Here is a 19,998-nt window from a genome sequence, read left to right as displayed (position 1 = left end):
AAGCGGCCCGCATCGTTGCCTGCATTGCCACCAAGGAGGTCGGTGGGGGTCATGCTCTCGGCCACGATGAGCCAGCCTCCGCCCAGCCAAGCTGGCGTTTGTGCCGGGTCGGCGGCAGGGTAGAGCACCTGCGCCGGGTGCAGCCGCAGGGCGGGCGTGGCAGGGCCTGTGGCGGCAGAGGCGGGAGCGGGCGGTGCGGTGCGGCTGCTGGTGTTGACCGGCGGCGCCTGGGGGCGCTCGGCGGGTGCGGGAGCCGGTGCGCGCACCTGTGGCTGGGCGGGCGGCGCCGCCATGGCGGGGGCTGCGACGGTGGCCGCTGGGGCGCCTGCCGAGGGCCGCTGGGGTGCCTCTGTAGCGGGTGGCGGGCCCCACACGGTGACGCCCATTTCTTGCAGCATGGCGCGTTGTCGCGCATCGAGGTGGAGGCTCATACGGAAAGGAAACAGGACATCGGTGGGGCAACAAGCACAGGGTGCGGGCTGTCAGAGGGCCAAGCTCATGACCACGGCGTCTTCGCGCTGTCCGTGTGCTGCGGGGTAGTAACGCTTGCGGTCGCCCACGCGGCGGAACCCGTGGGTCTGGTAGATCTGCTGGGCGCGCAGGTTGCTTGCCCGCACCTCCAGCCACAGCCATTGTGCACCGCGCCCCCGTGACCACAGGGCCAGGGCGTCCAGCAGCACGCGGGCCCAGCCCTGGCGTTGGTACTCGGGGGTGACGGTGATATTGAGCAGGTGCACCTCATCCACTCCCATCATGGCCACAAAGTATCCCAGCAGGTGCTCATCGGCCATCAGCAGCTGGGCCTCGTAGCCAGACGCCATGGCGTCCGTGAAGTTGCCGCGGGTCCAGGGGTGCGAATAGGCGCGCTGCTCCACGGCCAGCAAGGCGTCGAGCCGGGCCAGGGTCAGGGCCTCAAAGCGCGCCTCGGGGCGGTTTTGGCTGGCATCGGACGGCGATGTGGAGGAGGTAGGCAGTGCGCTCATGCTGGATTCGTTCACCCCTTTTTTCAGGGCGTCACAGCCGCCTGGGCGGCGCGCAGTGCGGTGCGTTCGGCGGTGGTTTGCGCCACTTTATCGCGGATATAGCGCGGCAGGGCGTCACCAGCGGCCACGGCATGGCCCGCTGCAATCAGCGCGGGCGCCAGGCGCAGCAGGGCCGTGGCGGTGGGCAAAGCGGTGACGTGCGTGGCGTTCGGTGCCAGTCGGTCGCCATAGGCTGCGCGGGCATTGCCGGCTACCGTCCAACCATCTGGCGGTTGCACCGACTCGGGCGCCCCCAGGCCAAAATCTTCGTCTGCTTGCCAGCGGGCTTCGGCGGGCAACCATTCGCAGCGCGCGTGATAGACCTCATCCATGCGGGCATCCAGCACTGCCACCACGTGGGTGCAGCCGTGCTGCTGGCGGGCTTCCTCGGCAACGGCCAGAAGGGTGTCCACGGGCAATACCGGCACGCCCTGACCGCCCTTGGCACCGAAGGCCAGCCCCTGGGCCACGGCGCAGGCGGTGCGTAGCCCGGTGAATGAGCCGGGGCCGCGCCCGAACACCACCGCATCCAGTGTGTCGAAGGTCAAGCTCGCCTCCGCCATCAGCGCGCGCACGGCAGGGATTAGTGCCGCCGAGGCCTGCGCTCCCCCCGGCCCCTGGTGCTGCCAGACCCCATCGCCATGCTGCACGGCGATGGAGAGGGTGTCGGTACTGGTGTCAAAGGCGAGCAGATTCATGGGCAGGGTGTGGAGGTCTTGGGTGGCGCGGTCGGGGCACAGGCTCTCAGGAGGTTGCGTTGGCAGCGGCCGCCGGAGCCTGGCTTTTGCGCAGCACGCCCACGAGGATACCGGCGGTGACCAGCAGCAGGCCGGCCACCAGGTTCCAGTGCATCGGCTCATTGAGGAATATCACTGCCCCCATGGCCGACAGGCCGGGCACCAAGGCTGTGATCATGGTCGAGCGTACGGGGCCATAGTGCTGGATCATGCGCGTGAAGCAAATGCCCGAGATCACCACGGAGCCGCCACCCTGGAACAGCATCTGGAACGCGATCTCGCTCCACGGCGCCTGGGCCAGATGGCTGGTGACCGCACCCAGCCAGACCAGCATCGCATAGCTGGGCAGGTACACCATGCAGGCAAACGCGGTGATGGCGATGGTGGCCTGCACCGCATCGACCGCGTGGCGCCGCGCCAGCACGCTGTAGGTGGCCCAGGACGACGCGGCCAGCACGAACAGCAGGTCGCCCTTCCAGACGTCCCCGCCCGAAAACGCCGCCAGCAGGCTGCGCCCGCCTACCAGCAGATCGCCTGCCACGATCAGCGCCAGGCCGGCGGCGCGCAGCGGGGTGATGTAGTCGCGCAGCAGCCAGGCGGCCAGCAGCGCCGTCCACAGTGGCAGGCTGCCCGGCATGAGCACGGCCGCATGGGTGGCTGGCGCATGGAAGAACCCTGAATAGGCCAGCAGCGCATACAGCAGCCCGCCAAAGCTGCCCAGCAGCGCCGTGGTGCGCAAGGGCAGGGGGGAGATGCCCGCCAGGCTGGACGGCGGTGCCGAGGCAACCAATGCCGCCTGGCGCTGTCGCACCATCCACCAGCCCCAGGGCAGCAACACCAGGCTGGCGCCCACGATGCGCAGCAGCGCAATGTCGAACGGGGTGAGCGTGCGCTGGGCCGAGGCGCGGGCGATGATGATGAAGCCCGTCCAGATGGTGACGGTTACCACGGCCGCCAGCAAGCCGATGGTGCGGGGAGAAAAACGCATCGCGCGATTATCGGCGCCCGCCGCATGCTGTGCTGACGCGGGGCCCAGTGCGGGTGTGCGGGCGATAGACTCACCGCCATGTTGTCTGTTTCTGCTCTTTGGCGCCGCCGTGTGCTGCGTGGTGTGTTGGGTTGGGGTGCTGCGTGGCTCGTTGTGGTGGGCGCGGCGGGCCCGGCGGGTGCGCAGACAGTGGCGCCGGCAACCGGCCCTCTGCCGCCCAAGGTGGAGGCCGCGCTGGCCCGCGCCAAGCTGCCCCGCGAGGCCCTGGCGGTGATGGTGGTGGACGCGCAACCTGCCGGCAAGGCCGGCCCGCGCCTTTCGCACCGCGCCCAGGCCCCCGTGAACCCCGCGTCAGTGATGAAGCTGGTGACCACCTACGCGGCGCTGGAGCAGTTGGGCCCCGCCTATGTCTGGAACACGCCGGTGTACGTGCAGGGCACGGTGCAGGACGGCAGCTTGCGGGGCAATGTGTACATCCAGGGCCAGGGCGATCCCAAGCTGGTCATGGAGCGGTTGTGGCTGCTGATGCGGCGGCTGCAGGGCCAGGGCATCCAGGTCATCGTGGGCGATATCGTGCTGGACCGCACGGCGTTCGACGTGCCCGACCAGGACCCGGCGCGGTTTGATGGCGAGCCGCTGCGGCCCTACAACGCCTCACCCGACGCCCTGCTGCTCAACTACAAATCGTCGGTGATGACCTTTGTGCCCGATGGGGCCGCCGGTCTGGCGCGCATCCAGTACGACCCGCCTCTGGCCGGGGTGCAGCGTCAGTCCACGGTGGCGCTGGCGGCGCCGGGCGCAGACTGTGGGGACTGGCGCACGGCCTTGCGGGCGGAGCTGTCCGACCCCTCCAGGGTGTCTTTCCAGGGCGTGTACCCCGCAGCGTGTGGCGAACGCGTGTGGCCGGTGGCGGCGGCCGACCCGCGCGGCTTTGCGGCGCGGGCAGTGGAGGGCATGTGGCGCGAACTGGGTGGAAAGCTCACGGGCAGCGTGCGCGACGGCAAGGTGCCCCCGGGTCTCAAGCCCGCGTTTGTGGTCACGTCCCCCGCACTGGCCGAGGTGGTGCGCGACGTGAACAAGTACAGTAACAACGTGATGGCGCAGCAGGTCTTTCTGACCCTGGCGCTGCAAAAAAACGGTGTGGCCACGTTCGACGGCGCCCGCGAGGTGCTGCGCCAGTGGTGGCAGGCCCGCATGGGCGATGCCGACCTGCCGCAGGTGGACAACGGCGCCGGGCTCAGCCGCGACGCCCGCCTGACTGCGCAGGCCCTCGCCCGCATGCTGCAGGTGGCCTGGGTGTCGCCCGTGATGCCCGAGCTGGTGGCGTCGCTGCCGATCACGGGGGTGGACGGCACGCTGCGCCGCAGCCAGAGCCGTGCTGGCACCGCCCACCTCAAGACAGGCAGCCTGCGCGACGTGATGGCTGTCGCAGGTTATGTGCATGCCGCCAGCGGGCGCCGCTATGTGCTGGTGGCCGTGGTCAACCACGCCAATGCAGGGGCAGCGCGGCCCGTGCTCGACAGCCTCATCGACTGGACGGCGCGCGAGCAGTGAATAATCGCTGCTGCCCTGCGCTTTCCCCACCATGCAACTCCATGAACTGATCGGCTACCTGGCCGCCTGCCTGACCACCTGCAGCTTTGTACCGCAGGCCTTGCATACCTTTCGCACGCGGGACGTGAGCGGTATCTCGCTGGGCATGTACAGCGTTTTCACGGTGGGGGTTGCGCTGTGGCTGGCCTACGGCCTGGCGCTGGCGGCCTGGCCCATCGTGGTGGCCAATGCCATCACCCTGGCCCTCGCGGGCACCATTCTGGGCATGAAGGTGTTGTACGGCGTACGCCGTCCCGACTGAGCGGTCACGCAGGCGCCGGCGCGCTGTCGCCTAGGTGTCTGGCCGCGCGTGGTCTCCCGCGTTATCCCCTATGGATGCTGCAGCGCAGGTGCGCGCACGATGCGTCGTTCTTCACTGACCGAGGTATCCATCCATGACCTATTTCCGCCTTACCTGTGTGGCCGCTGCAGCGGTCCTGCTTGTCGCCTGCGGTGGCTCTGACGACCCGGCGCGCGGCGCACTGATCGACCCACCTGCCACGCTCACCACGCTCACCGTGGCGCAGATCGACGCGGCCACGGCCAGCAGCGGCCTGCAGGCGCTCAGCGGCAAGGCCAAGTGCGATGTGAAGGTGGTGTCTCTGAACTATGCGACCGTGGGTGCCAAGAGCGGCGAAAACACCAACGCCTCTGGCGTGATGCTGGTGCCGGCCGGCACGTGCACCACGGCCGCCCCGCTGGTGGCCTATGCCAAGGGCACCGACATGCAAAAGCCACGCACCCTGGCCAACCCGCAAGACAGCGAAACCTTCCTGCTGGCGGCCATGTACGCCGCGCAGGGCTATGCGGTGGTGGCCACCGACTACCTGGGCTTTGCCAAGTCGGGCTACAGCTATCACCCCTACCTGCATGCCGACTCGGAAGCCACCTCGGTCATTGACTCGGTGCGTGCTGCACGCAATGCGGCCGGCACGGTGGGAGCCACGCTGTCTGGCAAGGTGATGTTCACTGGTTACTCGCAGGGCGGCCACTCGTCCATGGCAGCGCAGCGCGCCGCTGAGCGGGACTACGGCAACGAATTCAATGTGGTCGCAGGCGCACACCTGGCAGGCCCCTACAACCTGTCGGGTTCGCTGCGCATTCCGGACGCGATTGCGGGCGTGCAGTTCTTCGTGCCCTACCTTGTCACGGCCTGGCAGAAGGTCTATGGCAACGTCTATACCGATGTGAAGGATGTGTTCAAGGCACCGTACTCCGGCTACATCGAGAACCTGCTGCCTAATCCCACGCTCAACTACACCACCCTGGTGACCACGGGCACACTGCCCTCGGGCACGCCCAACCAGGCGCGTGACGCGCTGTTCCAGTCGGCATTCATCACCGGCTCGCAGACCAGCACCACACACCCGCTGTACCTGGCCGCCAAAAAGAACGACCTGCTGGGCTGGACCCCCAAGGCGCGTGTGATGTTGTGTGGTGGCGCAGGTGACCCCACCGTGCCCCCTGCCGTGCACCAGTCCGTCATGAAGGCCGACTTTGACAGCCGTGGCGTGACCAATGTGACGTCCGTTGATGTGGACGCCGCCATCCAGGCCACCTATGGTCCCGGCGGCAAGGCGCCGACCGACCCCACCTCGGCGGCGTTTGCCACCTACTACGGCAGCTACCACGGCACCTATGAGCCACCTTTCTGCCATGCGCAGGCCAAGGCGGTGTTCGACACCGTCAAATGACGGCTGTGAGGCTTGTGTGAAGCGCCACACAGGCTTTTAGAACCTGCACCCTAAGCCCCACCGGTGTTTACCCGGTGGGGTTTTTTTGTTTTGGCAACTAAGATGGAAAGGAATAGCACGATCGTTCTATTTTTACGATAACAGGAGTGATACCGATGGTTTTCCAGCGCAAGGCTTTGTGGGTTTCTCTGGCAGCAGCGTCGTTGCTGGTAGCGTGCGGAGGCGGCGGTGCCGACACCTCCCCGGTGGCACCCATCAAGACCGTCAAGGTCATGGGTGACAGCATTGCCGACAGCGGCACGTTCGGCTTCAAGTTCACGGTGCAGGGCAGCGCGCCTACAGGCCCATCGTCCACCCCCATCTGGCCGGAGCTGGTGGCCAGCAGCTACAGCAACACGCTGTGCCCCCGCTATGTGTCCACAGGCAGCGCCTTCAACAACGCGGCGGGCTGCACCAATTACGCCATCGGCGGTGGTCGCATCAACAACTTCACGGCCCCCACGTCGCCCGTGTCCATCGTCAAGCAACTGACTGACGCAGGCGCCGACGGCTTCAGTGCGGGTGATCTGCTGCTGATCGACGGCGGTGGCAACGATGCTGCGGATCTCATCGGTGCCTACCTGTCTGCTTCCAGGGACGGCGGTGCCGCCTTTGGTGCCCTGCTCTCCACTCTGCTGCCTGCGGCCACGGTCAACGTCGGCCTCGCGGGTGGCGCCACGGGTCAGGCCCAGGTGGGCGGCGCCTATATGGTGGCGCTGGCTGACAAGTTCCACGACGCGATCGAAGCCAACGCACTGAACAAGGGCGCGCAGCGTGTGGCGGTGCTCAACATGCCGGCCATCGACAAGACGCCACGTCTGCAGCAGGTGCTCGGCGGTATCACGGCGTCAGCGGGCGCCGCCACCAGCGCGCAAGTGCAGGGGCTGCTCAAGGCTTGGCTCGAAGCCTTCAACGCCCAGCTGGCCAAACGTTTTGCGGGCAATAGCAAGGTGGTGGTGGTGGACTTCTACACCTCGTTCAACGACCAGGTGGCGAACCCCGCACAGTTCGGGCTTACCAACGCCAAGAACACCGCGTGCCCCATCACCGGCCAAGGTGCTGACGGCCTGCCCACCTACACCTTTCCCACCTGCACGGCAGCAGCTTTGTCGGCACAGACGCCGCCCGCAGGCGCCACGGGCGGCGCGGACTGGTGGAAGACCTATGCGTTCTCCGACAGCTTCCACCCCACGCCGTATGGCCACCAGCTGGTCAGCCAGTTGGTCTCGCGTTCGCTGGCCCGCGCGGGCTGGCTGTAATTGGCTGTTGAAGGGTTCAAATACCATGCAAAACAAAACCATCACCCCTTCCCTGGCTGGCGCTGTGGCCGCACTGGCGCTCTCCCTGTCCGGTGGCACCCAGGCGCAAACCGCTGGCAGCTGGCTGGTGCGCGCCGGCGCCACGCAAATCTCGCCGCAGGTCACCAGTGGCGACCTGTCTGCGCCCAGCTTCACGGGTACCAAGGTCGATGTGCGTGCCGACACGCAGCTGGCGGGCGGTATCACCTACATGCTCACCGACCACTGGGCGGTGGATGTGCCACTCGCACTCCCCTTCAAGCACGACATCATGGGCGCCGGGGCCATCGGCGGCGTGGGCAAGATCGGCGAGGTCAAGGTGCTGCCCATGACCGTGTTCGCGCAGTACCGCTTTCTGGAGGCCAATGCCCGGGTGCGGCCCTACGTGGGCCTGGGTGTGACCTACGCCAAGTTCTTCAAGGAGCGGGGCACCGCCGCGTTGACCGGTCTGACCGGCGGCAGTCCCTCGCGCCCCACCACACTGAGCGCTGAATCGCGGTTTGGCCTGACGCCACAAGTGGGCGTGAGCATTGCGCTGAACGACCAGTGGTCGCTGGACGTGGCGTACTACAAGACCTTTGTGAAGACACGCAACACGCTATCCACGGGCCAGACCATCGACGTCAAACTCAACCCCAACGTGGTGGCATTGGGCGTGGTGTATCGGTTCTGATCCGCGCAAGGCGGCAGACCAACCGCCCACAAAAAAGGCCGCCCGTTGGGCGGCCTTTTGGTTTTGGTGGCCTAAGTTGCGCCGGCTTACCAGCGCGCGCGCAGGCGGTCGTAGGCGTAGGTGCCAAACTGGCGCTGGGCCGATGGCGTGAGGTACACGCTGTCAGCAAACACAAACGAGGTGGCGTTGGCACCCGACAGCAACGTGGAGGGCGTGCACAGGGCTGAGTTGACCTGGCCTGCCCCAATGCCAATACCGTTCGTGGCGTCCACCGACGTGCACACCGCCGCCGTGGAGTTGTTGAAGCCGTAGTTGCCTGGCACGCTGGTGTACAGGTTCACATAGTAGGCCGAGTCCACGTACAGCACGTTGGCGCCCATGTCCACGATGCCCACGAGAAGGCCTTCGTTGAAACGGCTGCTGGCGTTGCTCAGCAAGGCCTCGCGGCCGATGGTCTTGGCCCAGGGGGTCTTGCTCAGGTCGTAGGTGCCGGTCACCACCACATACTTGGCGCCCGCCGCCACCAGTCGGCGCACCTGGGCTGCCAGGTCTTCACCAGCCTTGCGGGCGGCGGCCACCATGGCGTCCTGGGTCTGGGTGCCAGCGTTCACAGCTGCCATGCCGGCGATCACGTCGCTGATGCCGCCACTCACGATCACCACGTCGGTGGCCGCAAAGCTGCCGCCGGCCAGGAAGGTGTCGATCTGCTCGGTGATGGTGCGGGTGCTGGCATTGCCTGCGGCGTCGGGCTTGGCGTTGACACGGGCATTGCCGGTGGCGTAGCTCAACCCCCCGGCGGATGTGGGCGTGAGCGACTTGCCGTAGTTGGCCACCACCTGCAGGGTCCAGTTGTTGACGCTGCCGTCATTGACTGTGTAGCGCGAGCCGTTCTGTCCCACATCGTTCATGGCGTCGCCGAACGCAATGAAGCGCTGGGGCGAGATGGCCGATTCGGTGGTGCTGGAACCGCAGGCCGCGAGCAACGCGGCCGACGCACATGCGGCGACCATGATGGTGCGGCGCATCCAATTTGCTGCCATGTATTTCTCCAGAAAAGTGGGGGGTAGTTTAACGACGCAAAGTCAACGGATGTAAAGCGGCGCCATCGTGCCTGGTCAGGCGGCGGAGGCGCGCTGCAGGCGGTCGCGCACGCCCTCCCACTCGGGGCTCGTCGGCGGGGTCTCGATCCAGATCAGCTTCACGCCCTCATCGTCAAAACCGCGCAGCACGGCGAACAGCTGCTGCGCCGTGGCTGCCGCGTCATCGGGCATGCGCCGCATGACCAGCTTGGAGGACTGACTGCGCAACGCAGCGCGGGCATAGATCGCAATGTGGGCGGCATCGGCACCCAGCAGGTCCAGGCTAGTCTGCAGCGCCTTCGCGTCCATCAGCCGCACCTTGGCACTGGGGGCGTAGTGGGCCTCCAGCGTGCCCGAGGCACGGGGTGTGGCCGTGGGCAGGTCTTCCTTGGACAGTGGCGTGATGCCGCAAGCTGCCGCAATCTGCGCACGGGTGATGGCGCCGGGCCGCAGCAGCACAGGCACACCGCGCGTGCAGTCCACGATGGTGCTTTCAATGCCCACATTGCAGGGCCCACCGTCCAGCACCAGCAGCTCGGCGCCCAGCTCGTCCTGCACATGCTGGGCGGTGGTGGGGCTCACACGGCCAAAACGGTTGGCGCTGGGGGCTGCAACGCCCCACACTGGCGGGCCGCCGGCCTCATTACTGTCGCCAGCGGCTGCGCAGGCCACCAACAGGGCGTGGGCGACGGGGTGCGCGGGGCAGCGCAGTCCCACACTGTCCTGCCCGCCGGTGGCGGCGGTGGCCACGCCGGGCAGGCGCGGCAGGATGAGCGTGAGCGGGCCCGGCCAGAAGGCATCGACCAGTTTCTGGGCGAATGCGGGCACCGTGCTGGCGAAATGCGCAATGCCCTCGGCATTGGCCACGTGCACGATCAGCGGGTGGTCGCTGGGCCGTCCCTTGGCGGCAAAAATCTGCGCCACAGCGGTATCGCTGCTGGCATCGGCCGCGAGGCCATACACCGTTTCGGTGGGGAGACCCAGCAGGGCGCCGCTGCGCACTGCGCGTGCCGCGGTGGCGATGGCCTGGGGGGCGTTGCCGTCGAGAATCATGGAAACGGCCCTGCTCAGAAGGGCTCGATGCCCAGCAGCGCTGCGGCCTGCAGGGCCGTGGCGCGCGTAGCCTCAGGGGTGGCGGCGGTGATGTTCAGGTGCCCCATCTTGCGGCCGCGCTTGGCGTCGCGCTTGCCGTACAGGTGCAGGTGCGTGCCGGGCAGGGCCAGCACCTGGGCCCAGGGCGGGGTCTGCGCCACGTCGCCGTGGGCAAACCACAGGTCGCCGAGCAGATTCAGCATGACGGCAGCGCTGTGCTGGCGCGGCTGCGTCAGCGGCAGGCGGGCCATGGTGCGCACCTGCAGTTCGAACTGCGACACATCGCAGGCGTTCTGGCTGTAGTGGCCGCTGTTGTGCGGGCGTGGGGCTATCTCGTTGACCACCAGGCTGCCGTCCTGCAGCACAAAGAACTCTACGCACAGCACACCCACGTACTGCAGGCCTTCTGCTACAGATTTTGCAGCGGCTACCGCTTGAACCACTAGCGCTTGCGGCAGATTTCCTTCATAAACCTCGGTCACGGCCAGGATACCGTCGCGGTGCAGGTTGCGCTGCACGGGCAGATGCACCATCGTGCCATCGGTACCACGCGCCACGATGACGGAGCATTCCAGCTGCAGCGGCAGCATCTTCTCCAGCACGCAGGCCACCTGGCCGACCGAATCCCATGCAGCGGCCAGCTCGGCGGGCGTCTTCACGCGCACCTGGCCCTTGCCGTCGTAGCCCATGCGGGCCGTCTTGAGGATGCCGGGCAACAGGTGGGGGGATACGGCGGCCAGTTGCTCTGCGGTTTCGATCACGGCATACGGCGCGCAGGGCACGCCGCAGGCCATAAAGTGCGCCTTCTCGCGCGCACGGTCTTGCGCCACCGACACGGCGCCGGCAGCGGGCGACACGGGGCGTTGCGTGGCCAGGGTGGCCAATGCAGCGGCGGGTACGTTCTCGAACTCGGTGGTCACCGCGTCCGACAGGCGGGCCAGCTCCGCGAGGCCCTGCGGGTCTTCGTAACCCGTCTGGATGTGGTGGTGGCTCACCAGCCCGGCAGGGCTGGTGGGGTCGGCATCTAGCACGGCCGTGAAGTAGCCCATGGCCTGGGCCTGGTGCACGAACATGCGGCCCAGCTGGCCGCCACCCAGAACGCCCAACGTCGATCCGGGAAGCAAGGGTTGCATGGCGGCGCTCATGCAGCGGGCGGCAGGGTCATGTTGCGGGCCACTTCCGTCTGCTCGGCGCGGAAGGCTTCCAGGCGCTGGCGCAGCTCGGGGCTCTCATTGGCCAGCAGGGCCACGGCAAACAGGGCTGCATTGGCCGCGCCGGCTGTGCCGATGGCAAACGTCGCTACAGGGATGCCCTTGGGCATCTGCACAATGCTGTGCAGCGAATCCACGCCCTGCAGGTGGCGGCTGGCCACAGGCACGCCCAGCACGGGCACGGTGGTCTTGGCCGCGATCATGCCGGGCAAGTGCGCAGCGCCGCCGGCCCCGGCGATGATGGCCTTCAGGCCCCGGCCTGCAGCGACCTCGGCGTAGGCAAACATGTCATCGGGCATGCGGTGGGCCGACACCACGCGGGCCTCGTGCGCGATGCCGAACTGTTCAAGGATTTGCACTGCATGTTGCATGGTGTCCCAGTCGCTGCTGGAACCCATGACCACGCCGATCTGGATGGGTTTCATGGTGTGGAGGGTGCTGGCCGGCAGGCGTTGCCTGCCCAGCCGCTGTAGGTAGAACCCGCGATTTTACTTTTTGCGCCTCCCTGGCGGGTGTGGGGCTGTTTCGATGGGCCAAAATAGAGCGCAAACTGCTCCACAGGCCCCGGGCCCCACACCATCATGATTGACGTCACCGTAGAGAACTTTGAAGCCGAGGTGGTAGCTGCCTCCATGAACGTGCCCGTGCTGGTGGACTTCTGGGCGCCCTGGTGTGGCCCCTGCAAGTCGCTGGGTCCGGTGCTGGAAAAGCTGGAGACGGAATATGCCGGCCGCTTCAAGCTCGCCAAGATCGACTCTGACCAGGAGCAGCAACTGGCAGGCATGTTCGGCATCCGCAGCATCCCCACCTGCGTGCTGCTGATGAACGGTCAGCCTGTCGATGGTTTCATGGGCGCCTTGCCCGAAGGCCAGGTGCGCGCCTTCCTCGACAAGCACGTGCCTACTGCCGAAGAAATGGTGGCCGAGGCCGAGGAAGAAGAAGCGCAGGAAGCTCTGGCCGAGGGCGATACCGGCACCGCACTGGAGAAGCTGCAACACGCCGTCGTGACAGACCCTGCCAACGACGACGCGCGCTTTGACTACGTCAAGCTGCTGCTGCAGCTCGGGCGCGAGGACGATGCCAAGGTGGCTTTTGCACCCGTGATCGCCAAGGCCGCCATGTCGCGCAAGCTAGGCGCCCTCAAGGTCTGGATGGATGCTCTTGATTTTGTAGCGTCTGGCGCATATGACGCTAGCGCTGAGGCCGGATTTGAGGCAAAAATCGCCGCGAACAAGCGGGATTTTGACACCCGCTATGCCCGGGCCCGCTGGCTCATCACTCAGCAGCGCTGGACCGACGCCATGGATGAGCTGCTCGAAATCCTTATGCGCGACAAGGTGTGGAGCGAAGAGATCGCCCGCAAGACCTATGTCGCCATCCTCGAACTGATCGAGGCGCCCAAGCCCAAGGTCGCCGATGGCCAGATCCCGCCCGAAGATCCGGTGGTGGCGACTTACCGCCGGCGGTTGTCGAGCGTCGTGCTGAGCTGAGACAACGCACTGCCAAAGAGAAAAGGCCCGTCAAGGGCCTTTTTCACGGGTGCACAGACGCTGGTAGCAGTCCAGGTCAGCTTGTCAGCCGCTCCAGGGCCTCGCGGTACTTGGCCGCCGTCTTTTCAATCACCGCCTGGGGCAGGCGGGGCGATGGGGGGGTCTTGTCCCAGGGCTTGCCGTTGACCTGGGCCTGCTCCAGCCAGTCACGCACAAACTGCTTGTCGTAGCTGGGCGGGTTTTCGCCCTTGGCCAGAGCCTCCGCGTAGCCTTCCACGGGCCAGTAGCGGGAGCTGTCGGGGGTCAGCACCTCGTCCATCAGCACCAGCGTGCCGTCGGGTGCCAGGCCAAACTCGAACTTGGTGTCGGCAATGATCATGCCCTTGGTGAGCGCGATGTCGGCCGCTGCCTTGTAGATGGCAATGCTCAGATCGCGGATGCGTGTGGCCAGGTCCAGACCGATCATCTCCACCGTGCGCTCGAAGGTGATGTTCTCGTCGTGCTCGCCCATGGCGGCCTTGGCAGCGGGCGTGTAGATGGGCTCGGGCAGCTTGGCGGCGTTGGTCAGACCTTCGGGCAGGGGCACGCCGCAGACCGAGCGCGACTCCTGGTATTCCTTCCAGCCGCTGCCGGCCAGGTAGCCGCGCACCACGGCTTCGACCGGGATAGGCTGGAGGCGCTGGACCAGCATCGAGCGCCCACGGATCTGGGGCGCTTCTTCGGGGCTCACCACGCTCTCGGGGGCGTCGCCTGTCAGGTGGTTGGGGCAGATATGACCCAGCTTGTCGAACCAGAACAGGGCCATCTGCGTGAGCAGCTCGCCTTTGCCTGGAATGGGTTCGCCCATGATGACGTCGAATGCCGACAGGCGGTCGCTGGCCACCATCAGGATGCGGTTGTCGCCCACGGCGTAGTTGTCGCGCACCTTGCCGCGTGCCAGCAGGGGCAGCGAAGTCAGGGCCGAAGTGTGCAGGGCGGTGGAGCTGGGCTGGGTCATGGTGTCGGTGTGGGCGGTGGGTATCCGCTGCGGGCAGTCCGAAGAACGTAGGGGGAGGGGATGCGACAGGTAGCGCCTGGGCGCAACCTAGGGATTTTACGCGCCGACCTGGAGCGCGGCGGTTTCACAAAGGAATGCGGCGGCAGGGGTGCGAGCCGGGATGCATGCGGCACACTGGGCGGCCCTGAACCTGCCTGGGCCCCTGCGGCCGTCTGCTGTGTCTTCTTCTACCCCCGAGCTTTCTCCCCGCCGTGAGCTGTGGCTGCTGCTGACGCTGGCAGGCATCCAGTTCACCCACATTCTGGACTTCATGATCATGATGCCGCTGGGCCCGCAGCTCACGCAGCTGTTTGCGATCACCGATGCGCAGTTTGGCTTGCTGGTGTCGGCCTATACGCTGTCGGCGGGGGCGTCGGGCCTGCTGGCTTCGACTTACATCGACCGCTTCGGGCGCAAGCGGCTGCTGCTGGTGCTGTATGTTCTGTTCGGGCTGGCGACGCTGGCCTGCGGCCTCGCGCCCACCTACGGCACACTGATGGTGGCGCGCATTCTCGCGGGGACTTTTGGCGGCGTGCTGTCAGCACTGTCGCAGACCATCGTGGCGGACGTGGTGCCCTTCGAGCGGCGCGGGCGTGCCATGGGCATCGTGATGACGTCGTTTTCTGTGTCCACGGTGGCTGGCGTGCCCCTGGGGCTGATCCTCGCGCAGTATGGGGGCTGGAACCTGCCGTTCATTGGCATTGCCGCCATGGTGGGAGTGCTGGCCGTGCAGGCGGCCCGCACCCTACCGACCATGGCAGGCCATGTGCAGGCTGCCCACGGGCGGTCTGTGCTGAGCGGCATCACCCAGGTGCTGGCGGATGGCAACCACCGTTGGGCATTTCTGTTCTCGGCGTTGCTGATGTTTACAGGTTTTACGGTGATTCCCTACATCACCATTTACATGCAGACCAATGCGGGTGTGCGCGCCGATCAGGTGCCGCTGGTGTACCTGTGCGGCGGGGTGGTGACCTTGTTCACGGCACGCCTGTTCGGGCGCATGACCGACCGGAATGGCAAAGTGCCCACCTTCCGGTGGCTGGCGCTCGCAGGCCTTCCCTGCATCCTGGGTATCACGCTGGTGCAGGGGTTGCCGCTGTGGGGCGTCTTGATGGTGTCCACGCTGATGTTCACTTTTGTCAGTGGTCGCATGATTCCCGGCATGGCCATCATTGCCTCCGCGGCGCATGCGCCGTTGCGGGGGACCTTCATGACGCTGAACGCCTCCGTGCAATCGGCGGCGATGGGTGTTGCGTCTTTTGTGGGAGGGGTGCTGATCAGCCGCGATGCGCAGGGGCTGGTACAGAACTACTGGGTGGCTGCGCTGGTGGGCATCGGTGCCAGCCTGCTGTCGATGCTGGTGGTGGGGCGCCTCACGCTGCATGGTGCGACGCCGTCGGCACGGTGACAAGGGAGGGGCTTGCGCTGCACTTTGGCCGGTCCCTTCAATCCGTCCATTGTGCGCGCTTTTCGGGTGCTTGGCACCTTGCCGGGCATAACCCAGTGGCCTGCGGCGGTATGGGATTGCATTTCAGGGAGGGCGGGGGCATAGTGAACCCACGACGTCAACAACAGATGCATCCAAGTTCGCCGAGCCGCTCCTCTGATCCAGGGCGGCGTTTTTCCACCGAGAGCCACAGGAGACTTATTTATGAACTTGACGATCAGCGGTCACCACCTCGAAGTTACTCCCGCCTTGCGCAACTACGTCACGACCAAGCTGGACCGGATCACCCGCCATTTTGACCAAGTTGTCGATGTCAAGGTACTGCTGACGGTAGAGAAGCAAAAGGAAAAGGAAAAGAGACAGCGAGCGGAATGCAACATCCACGTCAAGGGCAGCGACTTGTTTGCCGAGAGTTCCCACGCCGACCTGTATGCGGCTGTGGACGAACTGGTCGATAAGATGGACCGCCAGGTGGTGCGCCACAAGGACCGTTTGCAAGACCACCACCACGAAGCCGCCAAGCGCGAACTGCACGCTTGATGCGCCAGCCCTGAGCTTGGCACAGCAGCCGCCCCTCTCGGGCGGTTTTTTTGTTGCCTGACGCGCCGCGCTCAGGGTTTTCGCCAATATGTGCATAATTGTTACCCTTGACCATGAACCGACTCGCCTCCATCCTGCCCTCCGCTCAAGTGCTTGTGAGCGTGGACGCCACCAGCAAGAAGCGTGCTTTTGAAGAAGCGGGTCTGCTGTTCGAGAGCCAGCACGGCCTCTCCCGGGCGCTGATCACCGACAGCCTGTTTGCTCGTGAGCGCCTGGGCTCCACCGGGTTGGGTCATGGCGTGGCCATTCCCCACGGGCGCATCAAGGGCCTCAAGGCCCCGATGGCCGCCGTGTTTCAGTTGCTCAATCCCATTGGGTTTGATGCGCCGGACGAGTTGCCGGTGGGTCTGCTGATCTTTTTGCTGGTGCCCGAGGCGGCCACGCAAAAGCACCTGGAAATCCTCTCCGAGATCGCCGAGTTACTCAGCGATTCGGCCTTGCGCGAAAAGCTCAAGGGCTGCGCCGATGCCGCCGAACTGCACGGCATGATCGCGGGCTGGCAGTCCACCCAAACGGCCTGAGTGCCCCAGCCGCCGCCTGCGCTGCTCATCCTGACTGACCTGCCGTGAAGCCCAATGTTGTCAGTGCCGATGTCCTTTTTGAGGAATTTCGCGGTCCCCTGAAATGGGAGTGGGTGGCAGGTCTCGGAGCTTCCGAGCGCCGTTTTGATGAAGTGGCCGTGCGCTCTGCGCGGTCCGGGGCCGATCTCGTCGGCTACCTCAATTACATCCATCCCTACCGGGTCCAGATTCTGGGCGAGCGCGAAATTGCCTACCTGAGCAACGCGTCCCCCGACGATTGCAAGCGCCGTATCGCCCGCATCGTGACGCTGGAGCCGCCCGTGCTGGTGCTGGCTGACAACCAGACCGCACCTGACGCGCTGGTGTCGATGTGCGAACGTGCGCAGATTCCGATGTTCTCCACGCACGAGTCGTCGGCTTTTGTCATCGACGTGCTGCGCGCCTACCTGTCCAAGCACTTCGCCGACCGCACCACCATGCACGGCGTGTTCATGGATATTCTGGGCCTGGGGGTGATGATCACCGGCGAGTCCGGCTTGGGCAAGAGCGAGCTGGGTCTGGAGCTGATCTCGCGCGGCAACGGCCTGGTGGCCGACGATGCCGTGGACCTGTTTCGCATCAACCAGACCACCATCGAGGGCAAGTGCCCCGAATTGCTGCAGAACCTGCTGGAGGTCCGCGGCATTGGCCTGCTCGACATCCGCGCGATCTTTGGCGAGACGGCCGTGCGTCGCAAGATGCGCCTCAAGCTCATCGTGCACCTGGTGCGCAAAGAGACGCTGGAGCGTGACTACGAGCGCCTGCCCTATGAGCCGCTCACCCAGGACGTGCTCGGCGTGCCCGTGCTCAAGGTGGTGATCCAGGTGGTAGCCGGCCGCAACATCGCCGTGCTGGTCGAAGCTGCTGTGCGCAACACCATCCTGCAACTGCGCGGAATCGACACCTACCAGGAGTTCGTCGAGCGCCACCGCCGCGCCATGGAGCGCGACGCAGGGGGTTAGTCTGCTTCGTATTTGATAGCTGCTGGCGCTTGATGTACGGGCTAAAAGGCCGATTTTGAGGCCCAAAGGCGCGTGCTCACTGGCGCGCTCCAGGCCGCTGTCCCCGCGCAAGATCTGCCCCGCTGTGCCGGGGGCGTCCCCTCCAGGGGGCAAGCGCGAAGCGACTCAGGGTGTTACCCTTTTTTTGCGCAGTCGGCGCACTGCCCGTACAGCGCCATCGTGTGGTCCTGCACCAGCCAGCCCTTGGCCTTGGCCACGGCATGCTGCCGCTTTTCGATCTCGGGGTCATAGAACTCCTCCACCTTGCCACACGAGGTGCAGATGAAGTGGTCGTGGTGCTGCCCCTCGTTGAGCTCGTACACGGCCTTGCCGCTCTCGAAGTTGCTACGGATCAGGATGCCCGCCTGCTCGAACTGTGTGAGCACCCGGTAGACGGTGGCCAGGCCAATGTCCGAGCGCTCTTCCAGCAGCACGCGGAACACGTCTTCCGCAGTCATGTGGCGCTGCGCACCCTTCTGGAAAATCTCCAGAATCTTCAGGCGGGGCAGTGTGGCCTTGAGTCCCGTGCTTTTGAGTTCGTCGATATTGGTCATGGCTGGCTCTTTCGGGGGCGGGCCGCCGCCTCAGGGTCTGGAGGGGCTGCCGCTACAATGGGACGATCATATCCTTTGGCCTTTTACCCATGCCCGTCCAAGCCCGTTACAGCGCCCGTCTGGGCCTGGTTGTGTTGATCGGTGCCAGCATGGCCGCCCTGACCGGTTGCGGCAGTCTGGATGGTGCCAGCAGTCGCATCGCCAGCATCGTCAAGCCCTACCGGGTGGACGTGGTGCAGGGCAATTTCGTGTCCCGCGAGCAGGTCGAAGCCCTGCAGCCTGGCATGAGCCGCCAGCAGGTGCGCGAGATTCTCGGGACGCCCCTGGTCACCAGCCTGTTCCACGCGGACCGCTGGGAGTACGTGTTCACGCTCAAACGCCCTGGTGAAGAGATCCAGACCCGCAAGCTGACTGTGTTCTTCAAGGGCGATGCCCTGGAGCGCTCCGAAGGCGATGAAATGCAGTCCGAGACCGAATTCGTCGCCACGCTCGGCGCGCGCGACGGCGCCAAGGGCAAGGTGCCGGTGCTCGAGGCCACGCCGGAGCAACTGGCCAAGTACCCCGTCAAGGAACGTCCCGCACCGGCAGCCGCTGCAACGCCTGCGCTGCCTGCCACCACCAGTTACCCGCCGCTTGAAGCGCCCGCGCGCTGAACCTTGCGGCCCTGGCAGTGAGCCCGGTGCGCTGGCTGCCCTATCAATGAACAGGACCTTTTCATGACCGCGACTTCTTCGCCTGCGGCTCCCGCGGCATCCCCCCTCCGTGTGGCCGTCGCCGGGGCTTCGGGCCGCATGGGCCGCATGCTGATCGAGGCCATCCGCGCCAGCGACGACTGCGTGCTGGCCGGTGCGCTGGACGTGGCGGCCAGCCCTGCCATCGGCTCTGATGCCACCGCCTTTCTGGGCTACGCCAGCGGTGTGGCCATCACGGCCGACGTGGCGGCAGGCCTCAAGAACGTGGAGGTGCTCATTGACTTCACCCGCCCTGAAGGCACGCTGGCCCACCTGGCGGTGTGCAGCCAACTGGGCGTGAAGGCTGTCATTGGCACCACCGGTTTCACCGATGCGCAGAAGGCGGAGATTGCCGCTTTTGCTCAGCGCACGGCCATCGTCATGGCACCCAACATGAGCGTGGGTGTGAACGTCACGCTCAAGCTGCTGCAGATGGCCGCCAAGGCCATGGCCACGGGTTATGACATCGAGATCATCGAAGCCCACCACCGCCACAAGGTGGATGCGCCCTCGGGCACTGCGCTCAAGATGGGCGAGGTGATTGCCGACGCCATGGGCCGCGACCTCAAGGAATGCGCCGTCTACGCCCGCGAAGGTGTGACGGGCGAGCGCGACCCGTCCAGCATCGGTTTTGCCACCATCCGGGGTGGTGATATCGTGGGCGACCACACCGTGCTGTTTGCCGGTATTGGCGAGCGCATCGAGATCACGCACAAGTCCTCCAGCCGCTCCACCTACGCACAGGGCAGCCTGCGGGCCGTGCGTTTCCTGGCCGGGCACAAGACGGGCATGTTCGACATGTTCGACGTGCTGGGCTTGAACTGATCCGCCGATTTCATGGACGCCCTCCACTGGTGGCGCCAGGGCGATGCCGTCACGCAAAGTGCGGCACTGGTCTTGCTGGCCATGTCGGTGTCCAGCTGGGTGGTCATTGTGTGGAAGCTGCGGCTCATGCGGCGCGCCAGTGCCGACGTGTCCCGCTGCACGGCTGCGTTCTGGCAGGCGCCATCGCTGGCTCTTGCGCAGCAGCGTTTGCAGGCTTTTGACCGGGATGCGCTAGTGCTTCCTTTGGTGATTGCTGCAAATTTAATAGCAACTCATGCGGGCGGCGGTGCCCAGCCCACGCTGGCCACGGCGGGTAGCTTGTCCCAGC

Annotated in this window: 21 protein-coding genes and 2 pseudogenes; 13 read left to right on the top strand and 10 right to left on the bottom strand. The window is 65.9% G+C overall.

The window, feature by feature from the left end:
• From ISS20_RS14680 to ISS20_RS14665, 4 genes and pseudogenes are all read right to left on the bottom strand, one after another.
• Positions 1 to 431 (bottom strand): annotated as a pseudogene (locus ISS20_RS14680) (hypothetical protein); the annotation flags it as partial.
• A gap of 51 nt (positions 432 to 482) precedes the next feature.
• Positions 483 to 983 carry a ribosomal protein S18-alanine N-acetyltransferase gene (gene rimI / locus ISS20_RS14675; RefSeq protein ID WP_291437775.1) on the bottom strand — a complete coding sequence of 167 codons (501 nt, stop codon included), beginning with the start codon at positions 981 to 983 and terminating at the stop codon, positions 483 to 485.
• A gap of 23 nt (positions 984 to 1,006) precedes the next feature.
• On the bottom strand, positions 1,007 to 1,720 hold the full coding sequence (gene tsaB, locus ISS20_RS14670) for a tRNA (adenosine(37)-N6)-threonylcarbamoyltransferase complex dimerization subunit type 1 TsaB (protein WP_291437773.1): 714 nt from the start codon (positions 1,718 to 1,720) through the stop codon (positions 1,007 to 1,009).
• A gap of 46 nt (positions 1,721 to 1,766) precedes the next feature.
• The gene (locus ISS20_RS14665; RefSeq protein WP_291437771.1) at positions 1,767 to 2,747 is read right to left on the bottom strand and encodes a DMT family transporter; all 981 of its coding nucleotides are present in this window, start codon (positions 2,745 to 2,747) and stop codon (positions 1,767 to 1,769) included.
• Between the two features lie 78 nt (positions 2,748 to 2,825).
• On the opposite strand from ISS20_RS14665, the gene dacB reads away from it, so the two are divergent.
• The 5 genes from dacB (at position 2,826) to ISS20_RS14640 (ending at position 8,044) form a co-directional block, all read left to right on the top strand.
• Positions 2,826 to 4,301: a D-alanyl-D-alanine carboxypeptidase/D-alanyl-D-alanine-endopeptidase gene (gene dacB, locus ISS20_RS14660; RefSeq protein WP_291437770.1), complete on the top strand. Its 1,476-nt coding sequence runs from the start codon at positions 2,826 to 2,828 to the stop codon at positions 4,299 to 4,301.
• Between the two features lie 31 nt (positions 4,302 to 4,332).
• Complete coding sequence (locus ISS20_RS14655; RefSeq protein ID WP_015016142.1) at positions 4,333 to 4,602, top strand: SemiSWEET transporter; 270 nt, start codon at positions 4,333 to 4,335, stop codon at positions 4,600 to 4,602.
• A gap of 133 nt (positions 4,603 to 4,735) precedes the next feature.
• Positions 4,736 to 6,034: a lipase family protein gene (locus tag ISS20_RS14650; RefSeq protein WP_291437767.1), complete on the top strand. Its 1,299-nt coding sequence runs from the start codon at positions 4,736 to 4,738 to the stop codon at positions 6,032 to 6,034.
• Positions 6,035 to 6,189: 155 nt separating this feature from the next.
• Positions 6,190 to 7,332, top strand: coding sequence for an SGNH/GDSL hydrolase family protein (locus ISS20_RS14645; RefSeq protein WP_291437764.1), 1,143 nt, complete (start codon positions 6,190 to 6,192; stop codon positions 7,330 to 7,332).
• A 25-nt stretch (positions 7,333 to 7,357) separates the two neighbouring features.
• Positions 7,358 to 8,044, top strand: coding sequence for an OmpW family outer membrane protein (locus ISS20_RS14640; protein ID WP_291437763.1), 687 nt, complete (start codon positions 7,358 to 7,360; stop codon positions 8,042 to 8,044).
• 86 nt (positions 8,045 to 8,130) lie between these two features.
• Here the strand turns inward: ISS20_RS14640 and ISS20_RS14635 are convergent, their stop codons facing one another.
• The 4 genes from ISS20_RS14635 to purE all read right to left on the bottom strand — a co-directional run bounded on the left by ISS20_RS14635 (position 8,131) and on the right by purE (position 11,851).
• Positions 8,131 to 9,084 carry an SGNH/GDSL hydrolase family protein gene (locus tag ISS20_RS14635; protein WP_291437761.1) on the bottom strand — a complete coding sequence of 318 codons (954 nt, stop codon included), beginning with the start codon at positions 9,082 to 9,084 and terminating at the stop codon, positions 8,131 to 8,133.
• Between the two features lie 75 nt (positions 9,085 to 9,159).
• A complete protein-coding gene (locus ISS20_RS14630; RefSeq protein WP_291437759.1) occupies positions 9,160 to 10,176 on the bottom strand; it encodes an L-threonylcarbamoyladenylate synthase in 1,017 nt (338 codons plus the stop codon).
• 14 nt (positions 10,177 to 10,190) lie between these two features.
• Positions 10,191 to 11,360, bottom strand: coding sequence for a 5-(carboxyamino)imidazole ribonucleotide synthase (locus ISS20_RS14625; protein ID WP_291437757.1), 1,170 nt, complete (start codon positions 11,358 to 11,360; stop codon positions 10,191 to 10,193).
• The gene (gene purE, locus ISS20_RS14620; protein WP_291437755.1) at positions 11,357 to 11,851 is read right to left on the bottom strand and encodes a 5-(carboxyamino)imidazole ribonucleotide mutase; all 495 of its coding nucleotides are present in this window, start codon (positions 11,849 to 11,851) and stop codon (positions 11,357 to 11,359) included. Before purE ends, ISS20_RS14625 begins: the two co-directional genes overlap by 4 nt.
• Positions 11,852 to 12,007: 156 nt before the next feature.
• Here purE and trxA point away from each other — a divergent pair, with 156 nt between their 5' ends.
• Positions 12,008 to 12,916, top strand: coding sequence for a thioredoxin (trxA, locus tag ISS20_RS14615; RefSeq protein WP_291437753.1), 909 nt, complete (start codon positions 12,008 to 12,010; stop codon positions 12,914 to 12,916).
• 76 nt (positions 12,917 to 12,992) lie between these two features.
• On the opposite strand, the gene ISS20_RS14610 is transcribed toward trxA, so the two are convergent.
• Positions 12,993 to 13,913, bottom strand: a complete 921-nt coding sequence (locus tag ISS20_RS14610; RefSeq protein ID WP_291437751.1) for a phosphoribosylaminoimidazolesuccinocarboxamide synthase — start codon at positions 13,911 to 13,913, stop codon at positions 12,993 to 12,995.
• A 217-nt stretch (positions 13,914 to 14,130) separates the two neighbouring features.
• Here ISS20_RS14610 and ISS20_RS14605 point away from each other — a divergent pair, with 217 nt between their 5' ends.
• From ISS20_RS14605 to hprK, 4 genes are all read left to right on the top strand, one after another.
• Positions 14,131 to 15,360, top strand: a complete 1,230-nt coding sequence (locus tag ISS20_RS14605) for an MFS transporter (protein WP_291437748.1) — start codon at positions 14,131 to 14,133, stop codon at positions 15,358 to 15,360.
• Between the two features lie 243 nt (positions 15,361 to 15,603).
• On the top strand, positions 15,604 to 15,939 hold the full coding sequence (raiA, locus tag ISS20_RS14600; protein ID WP_015016131.1) for a ribosome-associated translation inhibitor RaiA: 336 nt from the start codon (positions 15,604 to 15,606) through the stop codon (positions 15,937 to 15,939).
• A gap of 113 nt (positions 15,940 to 16,052) precedes the next feature.
• Positions 16,053 to 16,520 (top strand): PTS sugar transporter subunit IIA, encoded by a 468-nt coding sequence (locus ISS20_RS14595; RefSeq protein ID WP_291437745.1) that lies wholly within the window; start codon positions 16,053 to 16,055, stop codon positions 16,518 to 16,520.
• Between the two features lie 44 nt (positions 16,521 to 16,564).
• Entirely contained in the window at positions 16,565 to 17,521 is a 957-nt protein-coding gene (gene hprK, locus ISS20_RS14590) for an HPr(Ser) kinase/phosphatase (protein ID WP_291437743.1), read from the top strand.
• Between the two features lie 173 nt (positions 17,522 to 17,694).
• Here hprK and fur read toward each other — a convergent pair whose 3' ends face one another.
• Complete coding sequence (fur, locus tag ISS20_RS14585) at positions 17,695 to 18,114, bottom strand: ferric iron uptake transcriptional regulator (RefSeq protein ID WP_015016128.1); 420 nt, start codon at positions 18,112 to 18,114, stop codon at positions 17,695 to 17,697.
• Positions 18,115 to 18,203: 89 nt separating this feature from the next.
• On the opposite strand from fur, the gene ISS20_RS14580 reads away from it, so the two are divergent.
• The 3 genes and pseudogenes from ISS20_RS14580 to ISS20_RS14570 form a co-directional block, all read left to right on the top strand.
• Entirely contained in the window at positions 18,204 to 18,767 is a 564-nt protein-coding gene (locus ISS20_RS14580; protein WP_291437741.1) for an outer membrane protein assembly factor BamE, read from the top strand.
• A 63-nt stretch (positions 18,768 to 18,830) separates the two neighbouring features.
• On the top strand, positions 18,831 to 19,670 hold the full coding sequence (gene dapB, locus ISS20_RS14575) for a 4-hydroxy-tetrahydrodipicolinate reductase (protein WP_291437739.1): 840 nt from the start codon (positions 18,831 to 18,833) through the stop codon (positions 19,668 to 19,670).
• Between the two features lie 12 nt (positions 19,671 to 19,682).
• Positions 19,683 to 19,998, top strand: a pseudogene (locus ISS20_RS14570) (MotA/TolQ/ExbB proton channel family protein); the annotation flags it as partial.

Origin of the sequence: Acidovorax sp. (assembly GCF_016783915.1) — a bacterium.
In the GTDB taxonomy this organism is placed as follows: Bacteria; Pseudomonadota; Gammaproteobacteria; order Burkholderiales; family Burkholderiaceae_C; genus Acidovorax.
Note: the sequence above shows the minus strand (reverse complement) of the source record. Positions and strands in the feature narration are given on the sequence as shown.